Source organism: Fodinicola feengrottensis (genome assembly GCF_010993775.1).
Lineage (GTDB): Bacteria > Actinomycetota > Actinomycetes > Mycobacteriales > HKI-0501 > Fodinicola > Fodinicola feengrottensis.
In genome coordinates this window covers 16,155-37,509 of record NZ_WOTO01000050.1, presented here as the reverse complement: position 1 = coordinate 37,509, position 21,355 = coordinate 16,155, and the positions used below count along the sequence as shown (strand labels likewise).

Annotated in this window: 24 protein-coding genes, 3 pseudogenes and 1 riboswitch; of the genes and pseudogenes, 13 read left to right on the top strand and 14 right to left on the bottom strand. The window is 64.8% G+C overall.

The annotated features are described in order from the left end of the window. Positions 1 to 329: 329 nt before the first annotated feature. From GNX96_RS35580 to GNX96_RS35570, 3 genes are all read right to left on the bottom strand, one after another. Complete coding sequence (locus GNX96_RS35580; protein ID WP_163572248.1) at positions 330 to 479, bottom strand: hypothetical protein; 150 nt, start codon at positions 477 to 479, stop codon at positions 330 to 332. 267 nt (positions 480 to 746) lie between these two features. Continuing rightward, a complete protein-coding gene (locus GNX96_RS35575; protein ID WP_163572247.1) occupies positions 747 to 1,211 on the bottom strand; it encodes a hypothetical protein in 465 nt (154 codons plus the stop codon). Positions 1,212 to 1,324: 113 nt separating this feature from the next. Beyond that, entirely contained in the window at positions 1,325 to 2,194 is an 870-nt protein-coding gene (locus GNX96_RS35570) for a hypothetical protein (RefSeq protein WP_163572246.1), read from the bottom strand. 982 nt (positions 2,195 to 3,176) lie between these two features. Between GNX96_RS35570 and GNX96_RS65695 the strand changes: the two are divergent. The 5 genes and pseudogenes from GNX96_RS65695 to GNX96_RS35550 form a co-directional block, all read left to right on the top strand. After that, positions 3,177 to 3,329, top strand: a pseudogene (locus GNX96_RS65695) (DUF4331 family protein); the annotation flags it as partial. 20 nt (positions 3,330 to 3,349) lie between these two features. Beyond that, complete coding sequence (locus GNX96_RS35565) at positions 3,350 to 4,555, top strand: DUF4331 domain-containing protein (protein WP_390624226.1); 1,206 nt, start codon at positions 3,350 to 3,352, stop codon at positions 4,553 to 4,555. A 114-nt stretch (positions 4,556 to 4,669) separates the two neighbouring features. Further along, the gene (locus tag GNX96_RS35560; RefSeq protein WP_279582324.1) at positions 4,670 to 4,939 is read left to right on the top strand and encodes a hypothetical protein; all 270 of its coding nucleotides are present in this window, start codon (positions 4,670 to 4,672) and stop codon (positions 4,937 to 4,939) included. Positions 4,940 to 5,093: 154 nt separating this feature from the next. After that, positions 5,094 to 5,399 (top strand): twin-arginine translocase TatA/TatE family subunit, encoded by a 306-nt coding sequence (locus GNX96_RS35555; protein ID WP_279582323.1) that lies wholly within the window; start codon positions 5,094 to 5,096, stop codon positions 5,397 to 5,399. Positions 5,400 to 5,993: 594 nt separating this feature from the next. Further along, positions 5,994 to 6,257 carry a hypothetical protein gene (locus GNX96_RS35550; RefSeq protein WP_163572215.1) on the top strand — a complete coding sequence of 88 codons (264 nt, stop codon included), beginning with the start codon at positions 5,994 to 5,996 and terminating at the stop codon, positions 6,255 to 6,257. Positions 6,258 to 6,328: 71 nt separating this feature from the next. On the opposite strand, the gene GNX96_RS57675 is transcribed toward GNX96_RS35550, so the two are convergent. From GNX96_RS57675 to GNX96_RS57660, 10 genes and pseudogenes are all read right to left on the bottom strand, one after another. Continuing rightward, on the bottom strand, positions 6,329 to 6,637 hold the full coding sequence (locus GNX96_RS57675) for a hypothetical protein (protein ID WP_279582322.1): 309 nt from the start codon (positions 6,635 to 6,637) through the stop codon (positions 6,329 to 6,331). Next, a complete protein-coding gene (locus GNX96_RS57670; RefSeq protein WP_279582321.1) occupies positions 6,586 to 7,059 on the bottom strand; it encodes a MerR family transcriptional regulator in 474 nt (157 codons plus the stop codon). Before GNX96_RS57670 ends, GNX96_RS57675 begins: the two co-directional genes overlap by 52 nt. Positions 7,060 to 7,096: 37 nt before the next feature. Further along, positions 7,097 to 8,284 (bottom strand): cytochrome P450, encoded by a 1,188-nt coding sequence (locus tag GNX96_RS35540; RefSeq protein WP_279582320.1) that lies wholly within the window; start codon positions 8,282 to 8,284, stop codon positions 7,097 to 7,099. Positions 8,285 to 9,359: 1,075 nt separating this feature from the next. Beyond that, the gene (locus GNX96_RS35535) at positions 9,360 to 10,544 is read right to left on the bottom strand and encodes a C40 family peptidase (protein WP_279582319.1); all 1,185 of its coding nucleotides are present in this window, start codon (positions 10,542 to 10,544) and stop codon (positions 9,360 to 9,362) included. 796 nt (positions 10,545 to 11,340) lie between these two features. Then, positions 11,341 to 12,378 (bottom strand): GNAT family N-acetyltransferase, encoded by a 1,038-nt coding sequence (locus GNX96_RS65690; RefSeq protein WP_163572242.1) that lies wholly within the window; start codon positions 12,376 to 12,378, stop codon positions 11,341 to 11,343. A gap of 18 nt (positions 12,379 to 12,396) precedes the next feature. Then, positions 12,397 to 12,510, bottom strand: a riboswitch (SAM riboswitch). A gap of 150 nt (positions 12,511 to 12,660) precedes the next feature. Next, positions 12,661 to 13,557 carry an alpha/beta fold hydrolase gene (locus GNX96_RS35525; RefSeq protein ID WP_163572241.1) on the bottom strand — a complete coding sequence of 299 codons (897 nt, stop codon included), beginning with the start codon at positions 13,555 to 13,557 and terminating at the stop codon, positions 12,661 to 12,663. A 65-nt stretch (positions 13,558 to 13,622) separates the two neighbouring features. Continuing rightward, a complete protein-coding gene (locus tag GNX96_RS35520; RefSeq protein WP_279582318.1) occupies positions 13,623 to 13,979 on the bottom strand; it encodes a VOC family protein in 357 nt (118 codons plus the stop codon). Between the two features lie 91 nt (positions 13,980 to 14,070). Next, complete coding sequence (locus GNX96_RS35515; RefSeq protein WP_163572240.1) at positions 14,071 to 14,448, bottom strand: helix-turn-helix domain-containing protein; 378 nt, start codon at positions 14,446 to 14,448, stop codon at positions 14,071 to 14,073. 136 nt (positions 14,449 to 14,584) lie between these two features. After that, positions 14,585 to 14,809 (bottom strand): annotated as a pseudogene (locus tag GNX96_RS65685) (AraC family transcriptional regulator); the annotation flags it as partial. After that, positions 14,742 to 15,053 (bottom strand): hypothetical protein, encoded by a 312-nt coding sequence (locus GNX96_RS57660; protein WP_279582316.1) that lies wholly within the window; start codon positions 15,051 to 15,053, stop codon positions 14,742 to 14,744. The pseudogene GNX96_RS65685 and the gene GNX96_RS57660, both read right to left, overlap by 68 nt. Positions 15,054 to 15,562: 509 nt before the next feature. On the opposite strand from GNX96_RS57660, the gene GNX96_RS35505 reads away from it, so the two are divergent. Continuing rightward, positions 15,563 to 15,940 (top strand): DUF6283 family protein, encoded by a 378-nt coding sequence (locus GNX96_RS35505; protein WP_279582315.1) that lies wholly within the window; start codon positions 15,563 to 15,565, stop codon positions 15,938 to 15,940. Between the two features lie 218 nt (positions 15,941 to 16,158). Here GNX96_RS35505 and GNX96_RS35500 read toward each other — a convergent pair whose 3' ends face one another. Continuing rightward, positions 16,159 to 17,187, bottom strand: a complete 1,029-nt coding sequence (locus GNX96_RS35500; RefSeq protein WP_163572238.1) for a DUF2637 domain-containing protein — start codon at positions 17,185 to 17,187, stop codon at positions 16,159 to 16,161. A gap of 535 nt (positions 17,188 to 17,722) precedes the next feature. Here GNX96_RS35500 and GNX96_RS35495 point away from each other — a divergent pair. From GNX96_RS35495 to GNX96_RS57635, 7 genes and pseudogenes are all read left to right on the top strand, one after another. Continuing rightward, on the top strand, positions 17,723 to 18,058 hold the full coding sequence (locus GNX96_RS35495) for a DoxX-like family protein (protein ID WP_279582314.1): 336 nt from the start codon (positions 17,723 to 17,725) through the stop codon (positions 18,056 to 18,058). After that, a pseudogene (locus GNX96_RS65680) lies at positions 17,979 to 18,182 on the top strand (hypothetical protein); the annotation flags it as partial. The gene GNX96_RS35495 and the pseudogene GNX96_RS65680, both read left to right, overlap by 80 nt. Before the next feature lie 169 nt (positions 18,183 to 18,351). Beyond that, complete coding sequence (locus GNX96_RS57650) at positions 18,352 to 18,951, top strand: hypothetical protein (protein ID WP_279582312.1); 600 nt, start codon at positions 18,352 to 18,354, stop codon at positions 18,949 to 18,951. Then, positions 18,941 to 19,315: a YqjF family protein gene (locus GNX96_RS57645; RefSeq protein ID WP_279582311.1), complete on the top strand. Its 375-nt coding sequence runs from the start codon at positions 18,941 to 18,943 to the stop codon at positions 19,313 to 19,315. The genes GNX96_RS57650 and GNX96_RS57645 overlap by 11 nt, the downstream gene beginning before the upstream one ends. Beyond that, positions 19,291 to 19,737: a hypothetical protein gene (locus GNX96_RS57640; protein ID WP_279582310.1), complete on the top strand. Its 447-nt coding sequence runs from the start codon at positions 19,291 to 19,293 to the stop codon at positions 19,735 to 19,737. The genes GNX96_RS57645 and GNX96_RS57640 overlap by 25 nt, the downstream gene beginning before the upstream one ends. Further along, positions 19,734 to 20,501 carry a class I SAM-dependent methyltransferase gene (locus GNX96_RS35475; RefSeq protein WP_163572234.1) on the top strand — a complete coding sequence of 256 codons (768 nt, stop codon included), beginning with the start codon at positions 19,734 to 19,736 and terminating at the stop codon, positions 20,499 to 20,501. Before GNX96_RS57640 ends, GNX96_RS35475 begins: the two co-directional genes overlap by 4 nt. Further along, positions 20,498 to 21,316 carry a helix-turn-helix domain containing protein gene (locus GNX96_RS57635; protein WP_279582309.1) on the top strand — a complete coding sequence of 273 codons (819 nt, stop codon included), beginning with the start codon at positions 20,498 to 20,500 and terminating at the stop codon, positions 21,314 to 21,316. Before GNX96_RS35475 ends, GNX96_RS57635 begins: the two co-directional genes overlap by 4 nt. Positions 21,317 to 21,355 lie beyond the last annotated feature (39 nt).

Below are 21,355 nucleotides of genomic sequence, written 5' to 3'. Positions count from 1 at the left end.
GGCGGCCCGCCCGCTTTCCCGGCTGTCGACAGCCACGTACGTGCCACCGGCCGCCGTGACAACCGCCACCACGGCTGCCGCCACCAAGAGACGGTTTCGCACCTGCCTTTTTCGCGGCGGTACAGGGTCTTCCCGGCTGGCAATTGGCTTTCCCGGCTCTTGCACCGTTATCACAGATGTCGGGCATTGATAGTGGGTCCGCCGGTGAGCACGGATCAGACCGTCCGCCACTATCGTGAGCCGAATTCGGTCCCCCAACTCCGGCGGCGGGTCGTCATCATCGCCGTCTAGGAAGAGCCCATCGAGCACAGGCAGACCCAGCGCCCCAGTCACAAGATGGCCTCTTCCTGGCAAACCGAGCAATGGGCCAGGTGATCGGCAAATATGGCTTCCTCCAACGGTTCCAGTGCGTTCAGCGCCCATCCCGCTGCCAGGAGTTCATAATCCACATGCCGGGGATCGTCTTCGGCGGCATTCACCGTGCGTCTCGTTCACTGCCGACTGACGCAGACACAGCCCGCGACCCATCACGGTGATGGCCGGTGGAGATCATCGCTCGGCTGACTTTCATGTCTGTCGTTCGCGCACAAACGGCGTCTGGATGTGACGCTTTCCCCGATCGCGGTCCGCCGGCCCACACGGACCAAGATTTAGCTGTGGAATAAGGAAGTCGGGGCGACGGACCAGCCGTCACCCCGACTCTTTGACTCACTTGCGACTAGCGCTGCGAGCCGAACACGTCGTGGTCAGCTGAGCTGTAGCCGTACTGCGGGGCGAACGAGGAGCCATCGAGCCCGAACGGCAGGCTGGTGGCCTTGCGCGAGGCGGGCGGTGCTGTCCGACTGCGTGTCGGTGCCGTGCCGGTTGGTGACCGTCGAGCTGTTGTCTGCGGTGTCCTGGTGCGCCTGGTTCAGCACACCGGTGAAACCGTCGTAGTTCGAGTTGCCGGTGGCCAGGAAGTCCACCGAGCGATCCACGCTGCCGCTGACGCCGTGCCGGTCGCCGCTGAACAGCGACTCGGCGGCCTGGTCGTATGTGACGCCGGGCGCGCTAGCGAAGCCGCCGCCGGTGAACGCGCCGGACAGCGAGTCGACCGAACTGGTGGCGTGGTGCTCGCTGCTAGCACCGTGCCGGTTCGCCTCGACCGAGTCGGTGCTGTGCTTGTTCGCTTGGGTGTGCGCGAATGCGCCGGTCACGCCGTCGAAGGACACCGGGATGGCAGCTGAGCCACTGTTCTCGATGGCGGAGCCGCCGTCGATGTTCCGGCCGTTGGTGTTGACCAGGCCCGCGGTGGCGTTGTGGAAGTCGCCCTGCGGGTTGGCGGTCAGCTCCCGATGCCGAAGCCAGCTGCGGTGTCGCTCGCGTTCTCGTTGTGCTCGGAGGTCGCGGACGTGCTGTGTCGGCCGACGTACGACTCGGAACGGTCCGAGGTGTTCGCCGAGGTCTGCCGTGCGGCCGTGGTGAGTCCGCCGATCGACAGCGGCGAGGAGAACTCGCCGTCGGTCGAGCTGGTGCCGGTGGCCGAGCTATGCCGGCCGTGCTGGCTGGCCGCGAAGTCGCTCGCATTGGTGACAACACCGCTCGGGTCGGCGGTGATCGGCGCTAGGCCCAGCCCGTACGAGCTGCTGTTCGCCGAAGTCTGCCGCGAGGTGGACGTCTGGGTGTCGCCCCTGCGATCGGTGGACTGCCGCGAGTCGCCAGATGACGAGGAGTTCTGGGTGGTGTCGGTCAGATCCAGGCCCCCGATCGAGATCGGCGCCTGCCCGGCGACCGTGGACTCGCTGGATCCCGCGACGGCGCTGTGCCGGCCGCCCTGCATCTGCTGGTACTGCGAGTGCGCTCCGGCGATCGCAGCCGGGTCGATGGTGATGGGGCGTACGTTCAGCCCCAGCTGCTGGGAAGACGAGGACGCCCGGTACGCGGTGACCGTTGTCTTCTTGCCCTTCGAGGTGTGGGTGGCGCTGCTGGTGCTGGTCGAACCGCTGTTGGTCGTCGCGCCCAGGTGCGCGCCGCCGAGCGAGATCGGCGCGGACGCGGTGGCGCCACCGGTGTGGTCGGACTGCTGCTGGCTGGCTCCCAGCTTGTCCAGGCCGATCGGCGACGCGGTCGCGGCGTTGGCGGCCACGGCGCCGCCCAAGATGAGCCCACCGGTGATGCCGGCAGTGAAAAGTCCTCGGGTGATCCAAACATTCATGTGCTGCGAACCTCCATTGGTCCTTCAGTCGTGATCACGGAACGCAAACGGACTGGCCGCCGCAAGAAGCTCCGACGACGGGACGTATCTTCTGTCCGTTTTATTGTGAAATGTGGAAAGATGGCGAGACGCCCCTTCCCACCGAGGCCCGTCGAGTCCACATTCCGGATTCGGCGTGAAGGCTTCGACGGTTTGGACTTGGCGGCATTTTTCTTGCGAATGCAGCACTTTTCTCACTTTGCGCGACATGCAGTAGTCACCTGAACGCGATCAGTCGACTATTTGCGACAAGTCGCCAGGCCCCGTTGGGTCCGAGGCTCCACGCCCTCGCAAGTGCAACTGAGATGACTGGGTACCTGCGACCTTGTCGACATTCCACACGCGGCCCGGAGAGCATCCCGGGCGAGGTCCTCTTGCAATCTATTGGCGATTAGGTTTCTCGGGCTCTGATAGTGAACCAATTTTTGCTCGGCGACGAACCTCTTGCTGAACGATGGTTGGCTTTGGCACGCTCCGCTCTCAGCACGAGCCCATCTATAAAGGTCCGTGCGTTCTGAGAGGACTGCCATTGTCACAGTCCTGTTCTCGAGGTTGACGTGTGTACTTGGAGGGACAGACCATGGGTGAACCAACGCGTCGTCGCGGTTTCTTGGCGCTCGCAGGAGCTGGAGCTGCGGCAACCGCCGGGGTCGTACTTGCCGCCGGCGACGGCGCGACAGGACAGGCCACTGCCACAAGCGGCACTGAGTCCACCGACAACGCATCGAGTGCAACGGAATCATTCGTCGTGCACGTGAAGGACGCGCGACGCGGTCAGATGGCGATTCTGGTAGGCGAGCGGGAAGTGTTGGTTACCAATCCGGAGTTGGCTCGTCAGCTCGCTGGTGAAGCCGCATCTGGAGCGGTCTGAATTTCACCGTGCTCAACGCATCGTTTCTCGATGTCATTCGCTGCCCTTCTCTCGACAAGGAACTGATACGTTATGTCCTCGCATCGCGAAGCGCCTGAAATCTCCAAGGACCCGGTCGCCGACAATACTGATGTGTATGCGTTTGTCAGCCCTGACAAGTCGGACACCGTCACCCTGATCGCTAACTTCCTGCCGTTCCAGAATCCTTACGGTGGCCCGAACTTCTACGAGTTTTCGGGGACGACGTGCTGTATGAGATCCACGTTTCCAACAATGGCACGGCTGCCGCGGACATCACGTACCAGTTCCGTTTCCACACCACGATCCGCAACAAGAAGACGTTCCTCTACAACACCGGGCCGATCGCGTCGCTGAGTGACCAGACCTGGAACCGCCCGCAGTCGTACACCGTTACCCGCGTCGAACACGGCCGTAGCCAAACCCTTGGCCGCAACTTGTCTGTGCCGCCGGTGAACATCGGCCCACGCAGCACCCCGAACTACACCTCGCTGGCGAGCCAGGCGGTCCACAGTCTCGGATCTGGCGGCCGGGTGTTCGCTGGCCAGCGAGCCGACGGATTTTTCGTTGACCTCGGGAGTATCTTCGACCTCGGTACGCTGCGACCGTTCGAAATGGCGCACTTGATCCCGTCCGCGGCCGCCCCGGGCGTCAACGGCCTGCAGGGCCTCAACGTCCACAGCATCGCGCTCCAGGTCCCCATCACCGATCTGGTTCGCAACGGCCGCAAGCCAACCGACGTTATGGACCCCAAGTCCGTCATCGGGGTGTGGGCCACCGCCAGCCGCCAACAGTCCCACTTGCTGGACGACCTGCTGGGATCGATCTGGCACGGCTCGTACAAACAGGTCTCACGACTGGGAAACCCACTATTCAACGAAGTCATCGTCCCTATGGCCGAAAAAGACCAGTGGAACCGACGCCAGCCCCACGACGACCGCAAATACGCCCCGTACGTCATCAAACCCGAACTTGCGGGACTTCTGCCGGTGCTCTACCCCGGGGTGTTCCCGAAACTGGCCGCATACACCAAACCCCGCGCCGACCTTGCCGCGATCCTGCTCACCGGCATTCCCAAAGGCGTTGTGCCCGGATTCCAGAACTACACCGGAACTACCCAGGCAGACATGCTGCGCCTCAACGTCGCTGTCCCACCGGCCAGCTCCCCTAACCCACTCGGGCTGGTGGCTGGCGACGCCGCCGGATTCCCCAACGGACGCCGCGTCTTCGATGATGTCGTCACCGTCGAACTGCGCGCGATCGCCGGCCTCACCATTCCCCTGGTGGACCCGACCTTCACCCCTGACGGCGCGACCTCGGCGATCAAAGACGGCACCAGTAACACCAACTCTGACTACTTGGCTACCTTCCCGTACCTGGGTACACCCGCTGGCGGCTACCAAACCAAACCCGGTATTCCGGCCGCGTCATGACCGACGTCGTCGAACACCACCATCACCATCCGACGACCGAGAAACCCACATGCGGGAAAAGGCCTGTCTGTCGTCCTGGATATCGGCGGCGACATCGGCGCCCTCGTATTGGACATGCCCTCCGAACTGGAAGGCATGGAAGTCGAGATCCGCACCCGTACCAGCGAGCAGGAGGCGTCTTCACGTCGCGGGCCTGATGCTGTTCCCCGGCCACATGTCGCGGTAGTGCCACGCCGCGCGCCTGATGGTCAGGTGGTGCACTCTGCGGTGTTCTTCGAACTCGCCGCCGGTCCGTACGAGGCCTACCTTCGACGCGGCGAAACACCAACCCTGCCGGTGCACATCACTGGAGGGCAGGTCGCCTTCGCCAACTGGCCAGAGTAGGAAATCCGTTTGCCGACAACGATCAACACGCCGTTCCCACGAGCAACCACCTAAAAGGCCGCTGACCGTGCACATTCTCGGTAGGCCGACCGCTCTCGACGGCGGCGCTGGGCAATGACAAACGTGCGCTCTTCGACGGGAAGCGAGTAGGTCGGTGTTGGACAACCTGGATTTCACCAAGGTCATCCTGCTGTTGGTGGTAGCGATGCTGGTGGTCGGTCCCCAGCGGCTACCGGGCTTGATCGAAAGCGCAGCTCGGCTGCTACGCGGCGCAAGAGACATGGCTCGTACGGCAAACACACAGCTCCAGCAAGAGCTCGGTGTCGACCTGGACGTGACCGACCTGAACCCGCGTACGTTCGTCCGCAAACACCTCCTGACCGACGACGACGACGAGATGCCCTGCTCGGTCCGCTGCGAGATGCCTTGGGAGGAATGGACGAAGCTGCCGCGGCCCTGACCGCCGACACCCCGATCCCACTAACAAAGGCCACCCCTGCGCCGGACCACGGGCAAGCCCGCGCCGATCCAGCCAGCACCTGAGTCCGACGGCGGAGTTGTACACAGGGCGGCGCCAAGCTATGGCGCCGCCATAAAGGAAAATCTGAGGACGCTGGGCGCAGCCGGATACCAGGGATTTCGGAATATTCCGGTCTCTGGTCTAGACGAGCTGGCTCTTGTTCTGACCGCACCAAAGACGCTGACCACGAACGACCAGCGCAGCCCGCACACCTGCGCGCCACCCACGTTTGACGTTAAGCCACTGAAAGAGTACGTGTTCATGACCTGAGCCGAGAACGTTTTGCCATGGATGATGCCCAGGAAGACCTCGCCACGAATTCTCGCGGGTTTCCCGCGCCGTAAACACTAACCTCGTACGCGACGGCGGCGCCGAGCCCGGACGCGGCTTGCCAGTCACGACACGGTGATCGTCATCGTGAGTCACGGTCCAACAGAACCGAGAATCACTCGACCCCGGCCTCGATCTGCGCACGGGCGACTTCCCGCCTCGGCGAACCAAGAAACAGCCAGCGTCTCTCTGTCGACCTTCCACATGGCCGCGACCTGGACGGCCCACAACGCCACGTTTTGCACCTCGCGTCACAGCTGGGCGGCGCGCGGCAAGAACGATGCGGTAGTCGGCGGCGCCTGTTCCGAGCACCCACTGGTCGTGCCCCGGCACCGGCGAGGTCTGCCGCATCTGGCCGAGGTGTACGGCGCCGAGGTATCCAAAACGACGATCTCCACGATCACCGACCGGGTCGTGGAGGGCACGGATGTGAGGGAAACACCCGCCCCGGGTGATGTCGGAGATTAAGAACACCGAAGGAGCTGTAGTTTGGCCGTGACCGTCGCCGGCGGATCCGCTTGCGAGGTACGTGCCTGGTGTCAATCCACGGGCAGATTGCTGAGTAGCTCGTCGAGTCGGCGCCAACTGGGCGATGTGGCCGGGCCATCCTTACGGATCATCCGGACGATTATCGGGTCGGCGGCCGGTGCCGGGTGGTCCGGGCTGGGCGGTTGGATCAGTAGCCAGCGGCGTGTACGGTCGGCCAGCGCCGGCAGCCGCGGGTCGGCGGCTGGCCAGTCGTAGGCGGTGTCGTATGCACGGTAGATCTCGCGGAACTCGGGGTCGGCCATCGCGGTCAGCTTGTCGGCGATCCAGCTGGCGGCGTCGTGCGGCGAGACGGTGTGCATGAGGATCCAGAGGTCGCGTTCGATCCGTATGCCACGCTCGCTGAGGCCGAGTTCCTCCAGCTGCCGCAGGTAGTCGGCGATCTCGGTCGACACGAACAGCTCGTCGCGGCCCGCAGCCGCGCGACCTGTTGTCTGGTGCGCTCCAGCCGCCGAATACGGGTGCGCAACGTGCTTTCGATGTCGGCGATGGCCGCGGCGAACTGGTCTTCGCCGGCGGCCAGCAGCTCCTTCACCCGGGACAGCGGCACGCCGGCTTCGGCGAGTGTCCGGATCTTGATCAACGCGATCGCGTGCTCTGCGCCGTAGCGCCGATAGCCCGACGCGTCACGCTCGGGCTCCGGCAGCAGGCCACGCTCGTGGTAGTGGCGAACGGCCTTGACTGTGCAGCCGGCGGACGCGGCGAGCTGGCCGATGGTGATCATGCGCGTCTGGGTCCCTCTCGTTTTTGGTGACGCAGCACTACCATGCCACCGGCAGGCGCTGCACACCGTAGATGTCCGTCCCTTGGCGCAGCGGCACCTCCTCGGCCGGTACGGCCAGGCGCAGGTCCGGGAATCTGGCGAACAGGGCCGGCAACGCCACCCGCAGCTCGGTCCGCGCCAGCTGCTGGCCGAGGCACTGGTGGATGCCCTGCCCAAACGCCAGCTGGCCGCTCGTCTGCCGGCGTACGTCCAGCCGGTCCGGATCTGAGTACTTGTCCGGATCGCGGTTGGCCGCGGCGAGGGAGATCGCGACCGTCTCGCCGGCCCGGACCAGCTCGCCGTCCAGCTCGACATCGGCGATCGCGTACCGGGCGCCGGTATGCGCGATGGTCAGATAGCGCAGCAGCTCCTCGACCGTGCCTGCGGCGAGCTCCGGCTCGGCCCGGAGCAGCGCCGCCTGCTCGGGGTGGCTGAGCAGCGCGTACGTGCCGAGCGAGAGCATGTTCATCGTCGTGTGTCGAAAACCCGCACCCAGCAGGAACGTCGCCACCCCGGCCAGCTCGGTGTCGGTCAGGTCGCTCGCCGTCAGCTCGCTCAACACGTCGTCGGTCGGAGCGGCCCGCTTGGCCACCACCAGCCCGGCCAGGTAGTCGATCATGGCCTGGTACGCCGCGTACTGATCCTCCACAGACGTGTCCACCCCGGACAGCACCGAGATGTGGCGCTGAAACGCCTCCCGGTCGGCGTACGGGACACCCAGCAGCTCGCAGATCATCAGCGCCGGTACCGGCTGCGCGTACGCCGCCACCAGATCCGTTGGTGAACCGTGCTGCTCCATCGCGTCGAGATGGTCTCCGCAGATCTCTACGAGCCGGTCGGTGAGCTGGCGCATTCGTCGTACGGTGAACCGCCCGACCAGCAGCCGACGAAAACGCGTGTGCTCAGGCGCGTCCATCGCGGTCAGCGTCCCGGGCGGCGCCGGACGCAGCGTCCCGATGTCGGCGAGCGGATAATGGCCAAGCTCGTGTCGGGAGCTGAACCGTGGGTCCGCCAGCACCGCGCGTACCTGCGCGTGCCCGGTCACCAGCCAGCCCAGATGACCATCGGGGAACAACATCCGGCGCACCGGCCGCTCGCGTAGCCCGGCCAGTCCGGCGGGCGGGTCGAATGGGCATCGGGGCGACCGCTCGGTCGGCAGCTTTACCGCGTCCTGGGGAATATTCATCGGAAATCCTGTCTCTGTCAGCCATCGGAAGTACGGCGTCATCCGTACGACGACTGACATGCTCGAACCCTGCCCCAGGGGCAAGGTCAACCCCCTGAAAACACAGGATCGCTGGCTCGGCTGCCTTACCCACAAGCCGCCCGGATCCCGCCGCGATGCTGGCCCGGATCCGTTCCTCGTCGTGCCCGCCGCATCAGCTCAAGAAAAGGGAAGTCCGCGGGCTCGATAACCGCCAGCGGTGTCCGTACCGCTTTGACACGTTCTCACCTGACGCGAAGAATTTCACGACGTGGGGGATCCGATTCACCTTGTCATCACCATTGTCAACGGACACTTGTGTCTGCGGTTTGGCGGTCTGCTCGTCGGGCACCGGTGGCTGGTTTCCCACTGTGACAGCTCGGCAATGTCTCGACCAGCTGCGCGTGAGAAAAGGCGTCGCGAGGTCTTTCTGACTGACGATCGCGCCAATGCCACTCTCGCGTCTCCGGTCGCCGACCGACAATGAATTTCTACTCGCCGAATCGGTAGGCCGCCCCTTACTGGGTGCTCGATCGGCTGCCTCCAGCCCAAAGAGTTGCCTTCGTTTACACGACCTTTTCGAGTCCCGTTCGAGGAGGTGGGTCAGGTACTCGACCGATCACCCTCTTCCTGAAAAGGCTAGCGAGTCGACCCCGAGAACGGCTGCACGGAAACCCTTCCGTAGATCAGCTCTTGACGACAGAACATCTCCGCGTTCTTGACAGCGTCGCGGGGCGGCAACATTTCTGCGCTGCTGAATTTATTGGCCCCGGACGTCACCTACCCGGCATCGTGGTTACACCGACAAGTCGACTTGGATCCGTTCTAAGACTGCCTTTTCCACGATGGACGTATCCCCGCAAATCGACGTGCTCGATGATCGCAATGGCTCGCCGCCGTCATTCTTACGCCTCCGTCTGAAACCTAATCCGCGGTCTCCCGCAGAAGATCGCTCTGCGCGGGTGTTCGCGGTCGAACCTCCGATGGGCCCGGAAACTGCCGGCATGGCACTTCGCCGCCCTGGCCCAGCACGCGCGGATCGGGGATAAGGACATTGTCATCGCAGGGGTGTCGTAAGGCCGAGAAGAAGCCGCTGGAGCTCGGTCAGGATGGGGACCTTGGGCGGCGCCGTCTCGGTTGGTGTTTTAGCAGGCGGTTTGTTAGGCCTGTCAGACGGCGGGACCGATGCCGGCGGCGTAGAAGGTTTGGTCGGCGTTGACGGCGTACCCGGGGGTTTGCTCACTGGCGGTTTGGTGACCGGAGATTTACGCACTGGCGGTTTGCTCACGGGCGGCCCGGTTTGACTGCCCTGCGACGGGCCTCCGCCACCGGAAGGGATTGTCGGAATGGTTCCGGATTGGCCCGGCGGCACCGCGCCGACCACTCTGGTGGCGCCGAAGAACTCGGCCCACCAGACTGGCGCGATCCGGACCACGTCACCGGATTGCGGCGCGTGGATCATCTTGCCGTTGCCGAGATAGATCGCGACGTGGTGGATACTGTCCCAGTTATTCCGGTCTGTGGCGAAGAAAAGCAGGTCACCGGGCAAAAGCGCGTCGACCTGCACCGGCCGGGTGATACGCCATTGCGGCCGGGCTGTACGCGGCAGCGAAATCCCCGCGTACCGGTATGACTCCTGCACCAGGCTCGAACAGTCATAGGAATCCGTGCCCGACGCGCCAAAGACGTACGGCTTGCCTTGCTGGGCTAGCGCGAATGCGACTGCCTGCAGGGCGGCCGGTGCGGCCGCGCCGCCCGGACCGAGGGCGGACAAATACTGATCGCCCAGCTGGAGGTTGAAAGTATCCATAGAAACCGTCGCGGCGGCGAGCTGGGATGCGTATGCCGTCTGCAGCGTCTTCAGGGCGGCGCTCTGGCTGTTGAAGTGCTTTTGCAGCGCAGCCTGCTGGGCCTGAACCGCCGCAGCGTCCGCGTACGCCTCGGCATACCCCTGGCCAGTTTGCACGACCGCCTGCGCGGCCGCGTTGAAGTCGGCATCGAAGGTCAGCTGGCGCCGCGCAGTCGAGACGTCGACCGGCCCGTCGCCCAGCATGCTCAGGTACGGCATCTGCTGGTTCGCTGACGTGCCACTTATGAATAAGCGGTATGCCTCGGACGCGGACGACCACCGCTGATAGGCGGCGCCCACCGCCTCTTGCTTGCCTGCCAGATCCGCCTTGAGCTGCGTCAGCTGCTCAGATAGCGCCTCAACGGCGGCCTGCTGGGCTTGCACGGTATTCACGACAGCAGGGACCGGCGGCGGCGCAGGTAGTCCTGTCGGCGGCGTGAGAATGCTGCCGTCCGGCAGCACCGGAACCGGCGGGACGGTGGTCCCCGGGTTCGGAACCCCAGGCGTTGGAGCGGCTGGCGCATCCACATATGCCGCAGATATCAGGCTGTTGAGAGGACTGAGCGGAAGTTGCGCAGCCGCGGCCCCCGACGCACTAACCAGGACCGTCGCACAACCCGCGAGCAGAATGACGGGCATGCGCTGCGTAACGCGTGTCGCCCAGCGGCGATCGACCGGTGATGTCTGATTACCTGCCACTGTGACCTCCGACTCCAGATACTCCAGATTGCGCGCGAGGTTGCGGCTAGCCGCGTCGCTGATCGCCGCCCCCTCCACATCGCTCGAGTCGTCGTCATTGTTCTTGCCGCCGTCTCAGCGAACAGAACCCCGCGCGCAGCGCGACCAGTCCAGTGCCGACAAGCCCGCGCAGGCGACCAGGGATCTCCGACGATCCGGACCGATTTCAGCGCTGCCGCTGATCAACTAACCCACAAACGCTTGACCGAACACAACCCCCATCAATGTCGAGCGTGCTCCCGGGCCGAGCGCGCTGACTGGGACTACACGGCATCGCCTCGCCATACCTATGTATTCGCGGGCTACGTTCTCGCGGTTCAGAGATGCGTCACATTTCATCGTTTCGGGTGGGCACCGGCAGCAGGGGACAAGTCGCGGCAACGGACCATTGTGTCTGGCTCTGGCGCAAGGTTGTGATCGATTTGGGCGGGCGAGGATAGATACTAAGAAACTACGCGACGCCGGAGCAGGTCGAGGTTGGCTCGATTGCACATTGCCTCTTGATGGATTTCATCCGGCAACCTTCGCCTTCGACTGTTCGGCTGCACTCGGGCGTCCTGGTGTACGGATTTCTGTTTGCTGTGAGGACAAGGCCGCGGAACTGAACGACGATACCGTCGACTGGTTGCCGACGGTTTGTCCGTCTCCAAGCCGATGGCTGCGGGAGGCCGCACGGTTCTCGCCGTTGGCCGCCGCGCGATCCCATTCGGTGCCGTGGTGTCACAGTCAGGTTCCCATCTGAGGACACCGCGGCCACTGGTTCAAAGCGACGGCAAGGCAAACGGGCAGTGTGAACGCGCGGCGATGAGCCCCGATCGGCCGCCACTAGCGCAGGAACAGAGCGGATAGCCTCGCGACGATCCTTCTGATCGTCGACCATCCGTGAACTCGAGAGTCTCGTATCGCTAACCCCGGGGCGTTGCGACATCGGTCCATGCCATGCGCAACAGCTTGGGGTGCCCTTGAGCCGGGTTGGATCTCCGCCGGGTGGCGGCACCAGCGCCGCCTCCGCGCACGTAGCTCCGTTCGCGCGGTAGAACTGCTGCGCGGCCGTGTTCTGCTTCAGCACCCACAAATACATCCCGTTGCCGGTCGCTCGCTCGGCAACCGCACGCGAAGCGCAGCCCAGCAGGTACGTACCGTGGCCTGTCCGACGCTGGTCGTGTGCGATATGCAAATTATCGACCAGGCTCCCCCATATCGGATCCTCGTCGAGTACGACGTGAACAAAACCAACCAGCCGGTCGCCGCTCTCGGCGACGACAGTCACACTGTTGGCAGGTCCGGCGAACCGCGCCGACCACACCGCGCTCCGGTCGGCCTCAACGTCACCGTCCAAAAACGAGTCGGCGTACGCGCCCCGATAATGCCGGCGCCAACTATCGGCATGCAGCAAAGCGATCCGTTCGGCATCCTCGGCGCAGGCGGGTCGAAACCGTACCGGCGCGAACTCACCGGGCACAGCGGTCTCGCCAAAGAATCGGGACATCAGCACACAACTCCTCTGCTTCGCGGCTTGCCCGACACACACATCTCGGGCCCGGTCCTCACCCGGAGCACCCCGCCCACCCAGGAGGGTTGCCGGCCAGCGAGCCGGGGCTTTGCGCTGGCACTCATGACCTGTACACGACGCTAACACCACCGACCCGCCAGCGGAACTCAGCCGCCGCTATCAGCAGGTCTCGTCCGCTTGACAGCCGAAACATTGGTGTTGCACAGTGAAATTGCGTGCCATCTGACTGTCGTCCAGACCTCAGGCGCATGACCGGATTCAGCACCAAGCGAATGCCGCGGAGACCGAAAGTCGCCAACCCGACAAATGCCAGCGGCTCGCCCTCTGCGCCGGTGAACCATTCAGGTTCCCTGACTGTTTTCGGTGGTGGCAAAGAATTTCCAGGAGAGCCGGTAGGAGCGCTGTCGGGTCCACGTTGTGCTGCTGTTTTTCCAGGACCCGGTGGAAAGCGCCGGGAATAGCTGTGGCGACTGCCATTCCGCCGTTGACCATCCACGCTGGGCTGGCGCCTCCAGTAAGCACCAGCGTTGGCTGCGTCAGCGTGTGGAGGCGCACGGTCGGCAGGGCATTGCCCGGCCCCATCACGGCGGCTTCGTACGCCAGGGTATGCGCGATCGCCTCACTGGCCGGCCAGGACGGGTCGGCCCGCATGGCGGCGACCACCTCGGCGGGGGCCTGCGCTGCACCGGTCAGGAACAGCGCGACCGCGTCCCCCGGCCGGCCAGCGTCGACCAGCTTTCCCAGCTGTAGCGCGAAATCAGCAGGCAAATAGGGCGCGGTCTCGTCCACGTGGTATGGCGGCTCCCACAGCGCCATCCGGGTGATCGGGGCGCCGCGGTGGGCTGCCTCCAGCACCAGTGCGGAGCCGCTGGACCCGCCGAACACCATCGCTGATCCACCGGCCGCCGCGATGACCGCTGCCAGGTCCTCGACCTCGCGGTCCACGGCGTACGGCCGGATATCGCCGCTCTCGCCGCGCCCGCGACGGTCGTAGTTGAGCACCGTGAACCAGGGCGCCAGCGCTGTCGCCACGGCAGCCAGTGTTGGATGCGTTTTGTCGGTGAAGGCACCGTGAACGAGCACGATCGCCGGTCCGTCGCCGGTCCTGTCGTACGCGATCGCGGTGCCGTCCGCCGAACTCACTACCTTCGTCACTGGGGGGCGTCCTTCAGTCGTTTGGGCCGACCAGGCAGAGAGCTTCCCAATGGTGACCGTCCAGATCACTGAAAGCGCGCTGGTAACGGCCGCCTTCGTCGCGGGCTTCGCCAAGCGCGGTCGCCCCCCGCCGCCAGCGCCTTGTCGACCAGACTGTCGACCTGTGCGCGGTCCTGCAGCCCCAACGCCAGCATCACCTGGGTGCTCTTGGTCGGATCGACGATGTCGTTTGTGATGAACGAGGCAAAAAGCGGCTTCTTCAGCAGCATCACCTGGGTCCGTTCGCTGATGATCACCGACGCCATGTCATCGGTCGCACCGAAAAAGTCGAAGCCCAGAGCGGTGAAAAAGGCCTTGGACCGGTCCAGGTCCTGGACCGGCAGGTTGACGAACAGCGTCGCGGCCATCGTGGTGCCCTTCATTTTGGTGGTCGTTCGCGCCCACTGGTGCGAACAACGACAGTCTGTGCGGCGCCAACCCGGTCGGTCTTGGGTTCTGGCGCCAGCCGCTTGACTATCCGTGCACACCAGCCGCGGCCGCTGGCAGCAGGCAGCTGCGGCGGTACTCGACGGGCGGCAATCCGTACGTACGATGGAAAAGGCGGCTGAAATGGGCCGAGTCGGGAAGTCCCCACCGGGCACCGATGGCGCTGACGGATATCGCGTGCAGCACCGGATCGGCCAGGTCCTGGCGGCATTTCTCCAGCCGCCGATGCCTGATCCAGGCTGCCACCGTCGTGTCTCCGGTCTCGAAAAGCCGGTGCAGATAACGTAAAGAGATGTGGTGGGTGGCCGCGACCAGGCCTGGCGTGAGGGCGGTATCGGCCAAGTTCGCGTCGATGAAGGCGTGGACGCGTACGAGCATCGTCCGCTGCTGCACCTGTGCCGACACCGCCTCGACGCGGTCGATCCGCTCCGCGACCGCGGGTGGTGATCAGGTCCATCACCACCGTCGACAGTCGAGCCACGCTGGCGGGTTGATACGTCTCGATGTCGGCCGCAACCCTGCGCAGCAGCGGCGCCGCCAGCGCGCCGGTGCCCTCCGCTGTGATCGGGACCGCAGTGAGCAGGCCGATCGAGCCCGCCGGCAGCGCCAGCATCTCCCGCGGGAAGCTGAAGACAGCGAGCTGGACGCTCGAGTCGTACGCAAGCTCGTACGGGCGGGCAAAGTCGTAGATCGCGAACTCACCGCTGCGCAGCTGCGAGGCCCGGTCGTCCTGCAGCAACCGCGGACTCCCTGAAATCGCGAGCACCACCCGATAAAGCTCGGCTGTCACGGCCAATCTGCCCGGCCGTACGCCGCACCCCGTGCGGTGTACTGGTCTGCACCCGGCCCACCCGCAGCGGACCGAGACTGTCCGCGTGCATCTCACCCCGCAGCGGCACACCCGGATCCACATACACATCAAGCGGGCCAAGCAACTCCGCAGCCACACTCCGCCAAGCCTCGCGGCGCTGCCTCGCCGGCACATCATCGGCACGAATCAAGATCGTCATCGCACTGTCCTCCGCCGCCAATAGTAGGGACGCGGGCCTTCCACGGATACCGGCAAACGAGCTGGCACAACAGCTCTGGCCAGCCCAAAGATGCGGTTCACTGCTGGCAAGACATCCCATGATCAGGGTCCTGCATGCAACAACTGGAGGACCTCGCAACCTTGCGCGGCGGCAAGAACCGCGCACACGCCCGACCCGCTCAAGGCTGTCTAGGTGTCGGCGGACGATCGCCTACTGGCCAAGGCACCGCCGAGCAGTCCGGGCCGCTCCTGGCGGCGCCTTTCAAACAAGACGACAGAATTGTCCACCATTAATGGTCCGCAAGAGGTCATCACGCGGGCCCCCAATCCTGGATCCAGCATCCGGTCGAGCCGGCCAGCGCCCGCATGACGGCCAGCAAGGCCGGCAGGCTGTCGCCAGCTGCCTTCGATGCGGACGGCCTCCAATTACGGGTCCTGGAGCAATATGCAGTCGTGGCCACTGAACCCGACGGACGAGGGTGGGCAGCGGTGTCTGTGACCACCACCTACGACGAGCCGGACCAGCGCCCGTACCAGATCGAGCCCTGTACGACCTGCCCGTGGCTCGTCGATTCCGCAGTCGGCAGGTTCCCGGCGGAGGTCTTTCGTCATAGCGCACGCACCGCCTATGACCTGAACGTCGAGCGGTTCGCCTGCCACAGCTCTCCCGGTGACGAGATAAGGGCCCGCGCCGGGTTCCTGCTCTGCGGTGCCGCAAGCAACCTGAGTATTCGCCTCCACCGACCTAGCTCCGAGGAGATTCGCTGCGACCGCGACCTGTACGCCAGCTACCACGACCTGGCAGTCGCGAACGGCGTTGACCCCGACGACGCCACCCTCGCGTCGTGCCGAGACAAAAACACCTAGCTCGACCGCGGCGCCACACGCGAGAGACGAAATACATCGCCCCACGAGGTAATCGATCACCACCGTTTGGCGTACGCACACAACGCCTGCCGCGACGACCACCAGCTCAGTCTTTTCAACCCGGACAGCAATATCTCGACTTCTACTATTCGAGCTGATGCCGATGAGCGAATGGTGCGGAATTCCTAAGGGCTCGACAGATGTCGTCGGTCTGCATGTTAGTTTCGCATGATCGCCGAGGCGCCAGCGTGGGACTGGTCGCGGCCATCCACCGGGCGCGGGGCTAGAGGTAAACGCCTCGCCGACTGGCTGCCGATCAGCCCGGAATCGGCGATCATGCTCAGCACGTGCGGCTCAGCCGCATGTCCCGCATCAAATTCAAATTGCCCCGACCGGCCTTGGGAACCGTCGGCCCGATCAGAGCTGAACGCGCCATTTATCTGGGGTCTACGGCATGAAGTTGCACGATATCCTCCAGTCTCTGAGGAGTCGCCATGCTTGCCAGCCAGACGACCCTCCTCCTTCCACCGCCGGATGACCGAACGCCCGTAATCTCTCGTACCAGCCACCTTGTCCAACTCAACGCCGTTGGGCGTGTGACCCACTGCGCGCTGCCGGCAGAAGTAGTCCCACATCACCTCATGTGCCGGCCGAGCCTCAGCACCCACGTCGCGCATCGAGCCGGCATCGCAGGTTTGATTAGAGTCCACCATCGGTGCCTCACCGTTGGCGACAACCGTCTCGAGATCCGCACCCGTCCCGTCATCAGAATGAGCGTTTACCTCCGCGGAATTGGGCTCGCGAAGACTGTCCCCCTTTGCAGTCCCACGCGTTTCAGCTCGGCGGCCACCTAAGAGCTCAACGGACAGCAGCAGCGCCACAGGTGGCCACCCAGCTACGAGTACTGCCTGCCACGTTATCTCTGGAGCGGCGGCAATATTTGACGCGAGCGATACCGCAATCCCTAAGATAAACGCGATCCACGCCAGCAACCGCGTCCGCCAACTCATTCCCCGGTTGGATTTCAATAAAACGCGAGTCGCAAGAAGCAGGAGCCCATCAACAGCCAACGGCCACAGGCTGGCGCTCACAGAATCAGCGCCGCCCATAGCGGCGAACATCCGCTGATGCTGGTACGACGCGTACGCGGCCACGGCAGCGACCACGCATCCACAGAAACGCCGCAACCACAGATCTCCATCAAACGGTCCCCGAAGCAGCGACCGATCATCCTGTTCAGCGCTCATCGGCGGTCCTCGACAGCAGTGCCACTTAGGTCAAGGCTGACCGGATTCGCCAGCGAACTATCAAGGCCTCGGCAAAGTATTGAACTGCTCGCACGCCCAAATACCCACAGATCGCCAAACCGCCCAAAGCGGCGTATTTTCGCAGGCCCCAGCATCGAAAACCTCACTCCATCAGCTCTGGTACACAGCTTTAATCGTGAGTTTTCCCAAGTGACGGCGGTTATCCTTGCTGGTCGAGCCCTGCCAGGGGCACACAGTTGCCAGGCCAGCAAACACCAGCACCGCACCGAGCCAGACGGGCGGGTGCGCAGGTTCGAATCCTGCCAGCGGCACACAGTTGCCAGGCCAGCAAACACCAGCACCGCACCGAGCCAGACGGGCGGGTGCGCAGGTTCGAATCCTGCCAGCGGCACACAGTTGCCAGGCCAGCAAACACCAGCACCGCGCCAAGCCAGACGTCTTGAGCGATCGCTTAAGTCCTGCTACGGTCCTGTTCATGCAAAGATTTGAGCGACCGCTTAAGTGGTGGGCTCGGGTGCCCGTCGCGGCGGTCTGGGCGTACGAGGGCCTCTACTGCAAGGTGCTCGGCGGTGCCGGCGACCAGCGGGCGATCGTGGCCAGCGTGCCAGGGTTGCCGGCCGGCTGGGTGACGGCGGCACTGGTGACGATCGGCGTGCTGGAGACGGCGCTCGGCGCGTGGGCGTTGTCGGGTGTACGCGCGCGGCTGGCCGCCGTCTTACAGACCGCGGTCATCGTCGGTTTCAACGCTGGCGGGCTGGTTTTCGCGGGAAATGAGATCGCCGAGCCGGGCCGGCTGTTGGTGCAGAACGCCGCCTTTCTCACGCTGGTCTGGGTGCTGGCCCGTGGCTGAGGGCTGGGCGGCGCTGCGTCCGCGGCTGCTGTTCGGCCGGATGTACGAGGACTCCGATGTCGAAGCGGCGGTATTCGCGCAGGCCAGCAGGGTGCTGGCGATCGCGTCGGCCGGCGACACCGCGGCCGCGCTCGCCGCCGCCGGGCATCGGGTCACCGCCGTCGACCTCAATCCGGTGCAACTCGACTACGCCCGGCATCGATGGGCTCCCGAATTTTGCCGCCCCCGAACTCGAGGATCCGGGCGGGGACCGACAGTTGTGGGGACAGCGAGAGGCGGGCCTGGCGGAGCGGATGCTGGCCGTCGGTCGGTTGGCGGCGCGTACGCTCCCCGGCTGGCGGCCGGCCGCATTGGAACGCTTTCTGCGACTGGGCGATCCGGCCGTCCAAACGCGATGGTGGCGCGATCACCTGGACAGGCCGGCTTTCCGCGCGTTGTTCGCCACTGCGATCCGGCCGCTCGCGGCATTGTTGCCGGCCGGTCTGCGAGAAGTGGTCGAGCCTCGGTTCGACGTGGTGCTGCGACAGCGGCTCGAGGCGGGGTTCGGTCGCTACCCGAATGCGACGAATCCGTGGGCCTGGCGCCTGCTGCTGGGGCGCGAGATTCCCGAAGCGTCGATGCCGTTGGCGACCGGCGTTGAGTGGGTACGCGCCGATGTCGCTGACCATCTTTTGGCTGTGCCGGCGGGATCGTACGACGCGGCAACCCTGTCCAACGTCCTGGACGGGGCGCCGCGGGAACTGGCGGGGCGGCTGGTCGCCAGCTTGCGGCACGCCGTACGTGGGCCGGTCATCCTGCGGACTTTTGCTTCCACACCGCCCTTTCCTGGCCGGCTGTTGCCGGACCGAGCGCTGCTCTGGGGTTCCGCGGTCCAGCTCGACTATGGACAGTGACGAGATGTTGCAGGCTTTGCGAAGGCATCCGCTCGCGATGCGAACAACGTTCGGGCATTCGTTGATGCTGATGTACGCGTTCGAACCGGCGTTGCTCCGACCGATGTTGCCGCCGGGCGTTGAGTTGGACACATACCAGGCACCCGACGGCGGTGAGTACGGCTTCGTCGCGGTCGGTGTGGTGTCGGCGCAGCATTTACGGCCGACGGTGTTGCCGGCCGGCTGGGGTGGTGACTTTCTGTTGACCGGCTATCGGATTGTCGCGCGTTTTTCCCGAACCCGGCCGGTCGGACCATGCGCGGGCTCTACATTCTGCGCAGCGACACGAATCGGCGGTCGATGCAGGTCGGCGGCAACCTGCTGACCCCCGCTATCGTACCAGCTGGCGGATATCAGGATCGATGTGGTGGGGCCGAAAAACTGACGGCCACCGTGGACAGTCGTGATGGTCGCGCGGATCTCGCCGTGGTCGCGGATCTGGAGTCGCGACCGTCGCCCAGCGCGCCCTTTCGCAGCGCCGCCGCGCGCGCGGCGATTCGATTCGCCGGACCGCTGCCGTACACCTTCGACTACGAAGCAAAGACCGGCTCGATCGTGGTGATCAAGGCCAATCGGAACCGGTGGCAACCGCACCCGGTTTCGGTGCAGGTCAAGCGAATGAACTTCTTCGAGCATGGCGGTTTCGCTGGCAGCGAGCCAGTATTGGCCAACGCGTTCCACGTCGCCGATGTCGATTACGGCTGGGAGCGCGGATCGCTGCGAGGATGGGATGGTTCGATCCGATGAATGGCGTGCGGCAGATTCTTCGCTTCAACTGGCCGAAATTCCTCCTGTCTGGAGTTCTCGTCGGGCTCGCGCTGATGCTCCCGTTCCCGCAGCCCTGGCGGCTTTTTGTGCAGGGGGCGGCGCTGATCGGCGCAGCCTGGGTGACCGTCGGCATCCTGTTGTGCTGGCTGGTCTACGACGTGTCGCGGCTCTACGACTGGAGCTGGGTTTTTGTTGTCTTACCGAACAAGCCGAGTCGTTATGCGGTGCTGAACACCGGCCTCGACGAGATCAGCGGACGGCTCGCGGAACTGCTGCCGGGCTCCGAGGCGACGCTCTTTGACCTGTACGACAGCACCGGTCGAGACGGCTCGATCCGTCGCGCTCGCAACCTCGTCACACCTCCGGACGCGATGATGCGCGCCACACCGGATCAGCTACCCGCGCAAGACGGCTGTTTCGACGCTGTTTTTGTTGCCTTCGCGGCACATGAACTGCGAAATCCGAGCGACCGCCGCGCACTTTACGGCGAGATCTCCCGGACCCTGCGACCCGGAGGCCGCCTGGTGCTCGTCGAACATTGTCGGGACGCGGCCAATATTCTCGCGTACGGGGCCGGGAGCCTGGCATTTCTACCCGAGAGCGGAATGGCTGCGGCTGGCCGCCGGCGCCCGTCTCACGTTGGTGGCCGAAGGCGCCAAGACACCCCTGGTTCGCGTGATGGGATATGTAAGATGATGATTTTTCGGCCTCGACTGGTCGACATCCTGCTCGGAGTTCGGTGACTACCCAACTCCGGCTGGTCGGTGTCGCGCTGGTCGCGCTCGGGTTGGCTCACCTGGTGCTGCCGCGGCTGCTCGGCTGGTCCACCGACTTCGCCGCGATCCGCCCCCTGACCCGACAGATCATGCACTGCCACACGTTTTTCATCGGTGTCGTGTGTGTCCTATGTGGACTCGGACCGTTGCTGCTGGCCAACGAGCTGCTCGCGCCAGGTCGGTTGCCGACGGCCGTACTCGCCGCCGAGACGGTGTTCTGGGGGCTGCGGTGGCTGGCACAGTTCGGGTTTTTCCCGCCGCGGGTGTGGCGCGCCCGGCGGCTGTACGTCGCGGGTTTTCGTAGGATTCAGCGTGCTTTGGACGTGGGTGGGCGGAGTCTTCGCGCTGGCGTTGGCGTGTTCCTTGGGAGTCTGGTCGGCATGAGTGACACCAAGCAGCGGCTGCTCGACGGCGCGATGGCCGCTTTGCGCGAACACGGGATCGCCGGCATGTCCGCGCGTACGATCGCGGCCGCCGCCGGTGTCAACCAGGCGCTCGTCTTCTATCACTACGGCAGCGTCGACGAGCTGCTGGCCGCCGCCAGCCTGGTGGCCGCGAAGGCGAGGGTGGACGACTACTCCGACCGGTTCGCGTCCGCCGGTTCAATGCGGGAACTTCTGGACATCGGCCGGGTGATGTTCACCGAGGAACGCGCGCTCGGGAACGTCTCGGTGCTCGCCCAGCTGCTCGCCGGCGCCCAGGGCGACCCGAAACTCGCCGAACCGGTCGCCGTGCCGTCCGCGGTCGCATCACCCGCGCCACCACGCCCTGAGCGCCACTAGCGTTTCATGATGGCGAAAACTCCCCAGCCGAGATAGTCA

What these genes read in the sequence shown, in the direction of transcription:
- GNX96_RS35570 (WP_163572246.1), bottom strand. Translation starts at nt 2,194, where the DNA reads ATGAATGTTTGGATCACCCGAGGACTTTTCACTGCCGGCATCACCGGT.
- GNX96_RS35560 (WP_279582324.1), top strand. Translation starts at nt 4,670, where the DNA reads ATGCCCTCCGAACTGGAAGGCATGGAAGTCGAGATCCGCACCCGTACC.
- GNX96_RS35550 (WP_163572215.1), top strand. Translation starts at nt 5,994, where the DNA reads ATGGCCGCGACCTGGACGGCCCACAACGCCACGTTTTGCACCTCGCGT.
- GNX96_RS57675 (WP_279582322.1), bottom strand. Translation starts at nt 6,637, where the DNA reads ATGCACACCGTCTCGCCGCACGACGCCGCCAGCTGGATCGCCGACAAG.
- GNX96_RS57670 (WP_279582321.1), bottom strand. Translation starts at nt 7,059, where the DNA reads ATGATCACCATCGGCCAGCTCGCCGCGTCCGCCGGCTGCACAGTCAAG.
- GNX96_RS35540 (WP_279582320.1), bottom strand. Translation starts at nt 8,284, where the DNA reads ATGAATATTCCCCAGGACGCGGTAAAGCTGCCGACCGAGCGGTCGCCC.
- GNX96_RS65690 (WP_163572242.1), bottom strand. Translation starts at nt 12,378, where the DNA reads ATGTCCCGATTCTTTGGCGAGACCGCTGTGCCCGGTGAGTTCGCGCCG.
- GNX96_RS35520 (WP_279582318.1), bottom strand. Translation starts at nt 13,979, where the DNA reads ATGAAGGGCACCACGATGGCCGCGACGCTGTTCGTCAACCTGCCGGTC.
- GNX96_RS57660 (WP_279582316.1), bottom strand. Translation starts at nt 15,053, where the DNA reads ATGACGATCTTGATTCGTGCCGATGATGTGCCGGCGAGGCAGCGCCGC.
- GNX96_RS35500 (WP_163572238.1), bottom strand. Translation starts at nt 17,187, where the DNA reads ATGAGCGCTGAACAGGATGATCGGTCGCTGCTTCGGGGACCGTTTGAT.
- GNX96_RS57650 (WP_279582312.1), top strand. Translation starts at nt 18,352, where the DNA reads ATGCTGGCCGTCGGTCGGTTGGCGGCGCGTACGCTCCCCGGCTGGCGG.
- GNX96_RS57645 (WP_279582311.1), top strand. Translation starts at nt 18,941, where the DNA reads ATGGACAGTGACGAGATGTTGCAGGCTTTGCGAAGGCATCCGCTCGCG.
- GNX96_RS57640 (WP_279582310.1), top strand. Translation starts at nt 19,291, where the DNA reads ATGCAGGTCGGCGGCAACCTGCTGACCCCCGCTATCGTACCAGCTGGC.
- GNX96_RS35475 (WP_163572234.1), top strand. Translation starts at nt 19,734, where the DNA reads ATGAATGGCGTGCGGCAGATTCTTCGCTTCAACTGGCCGAAATTCCTC.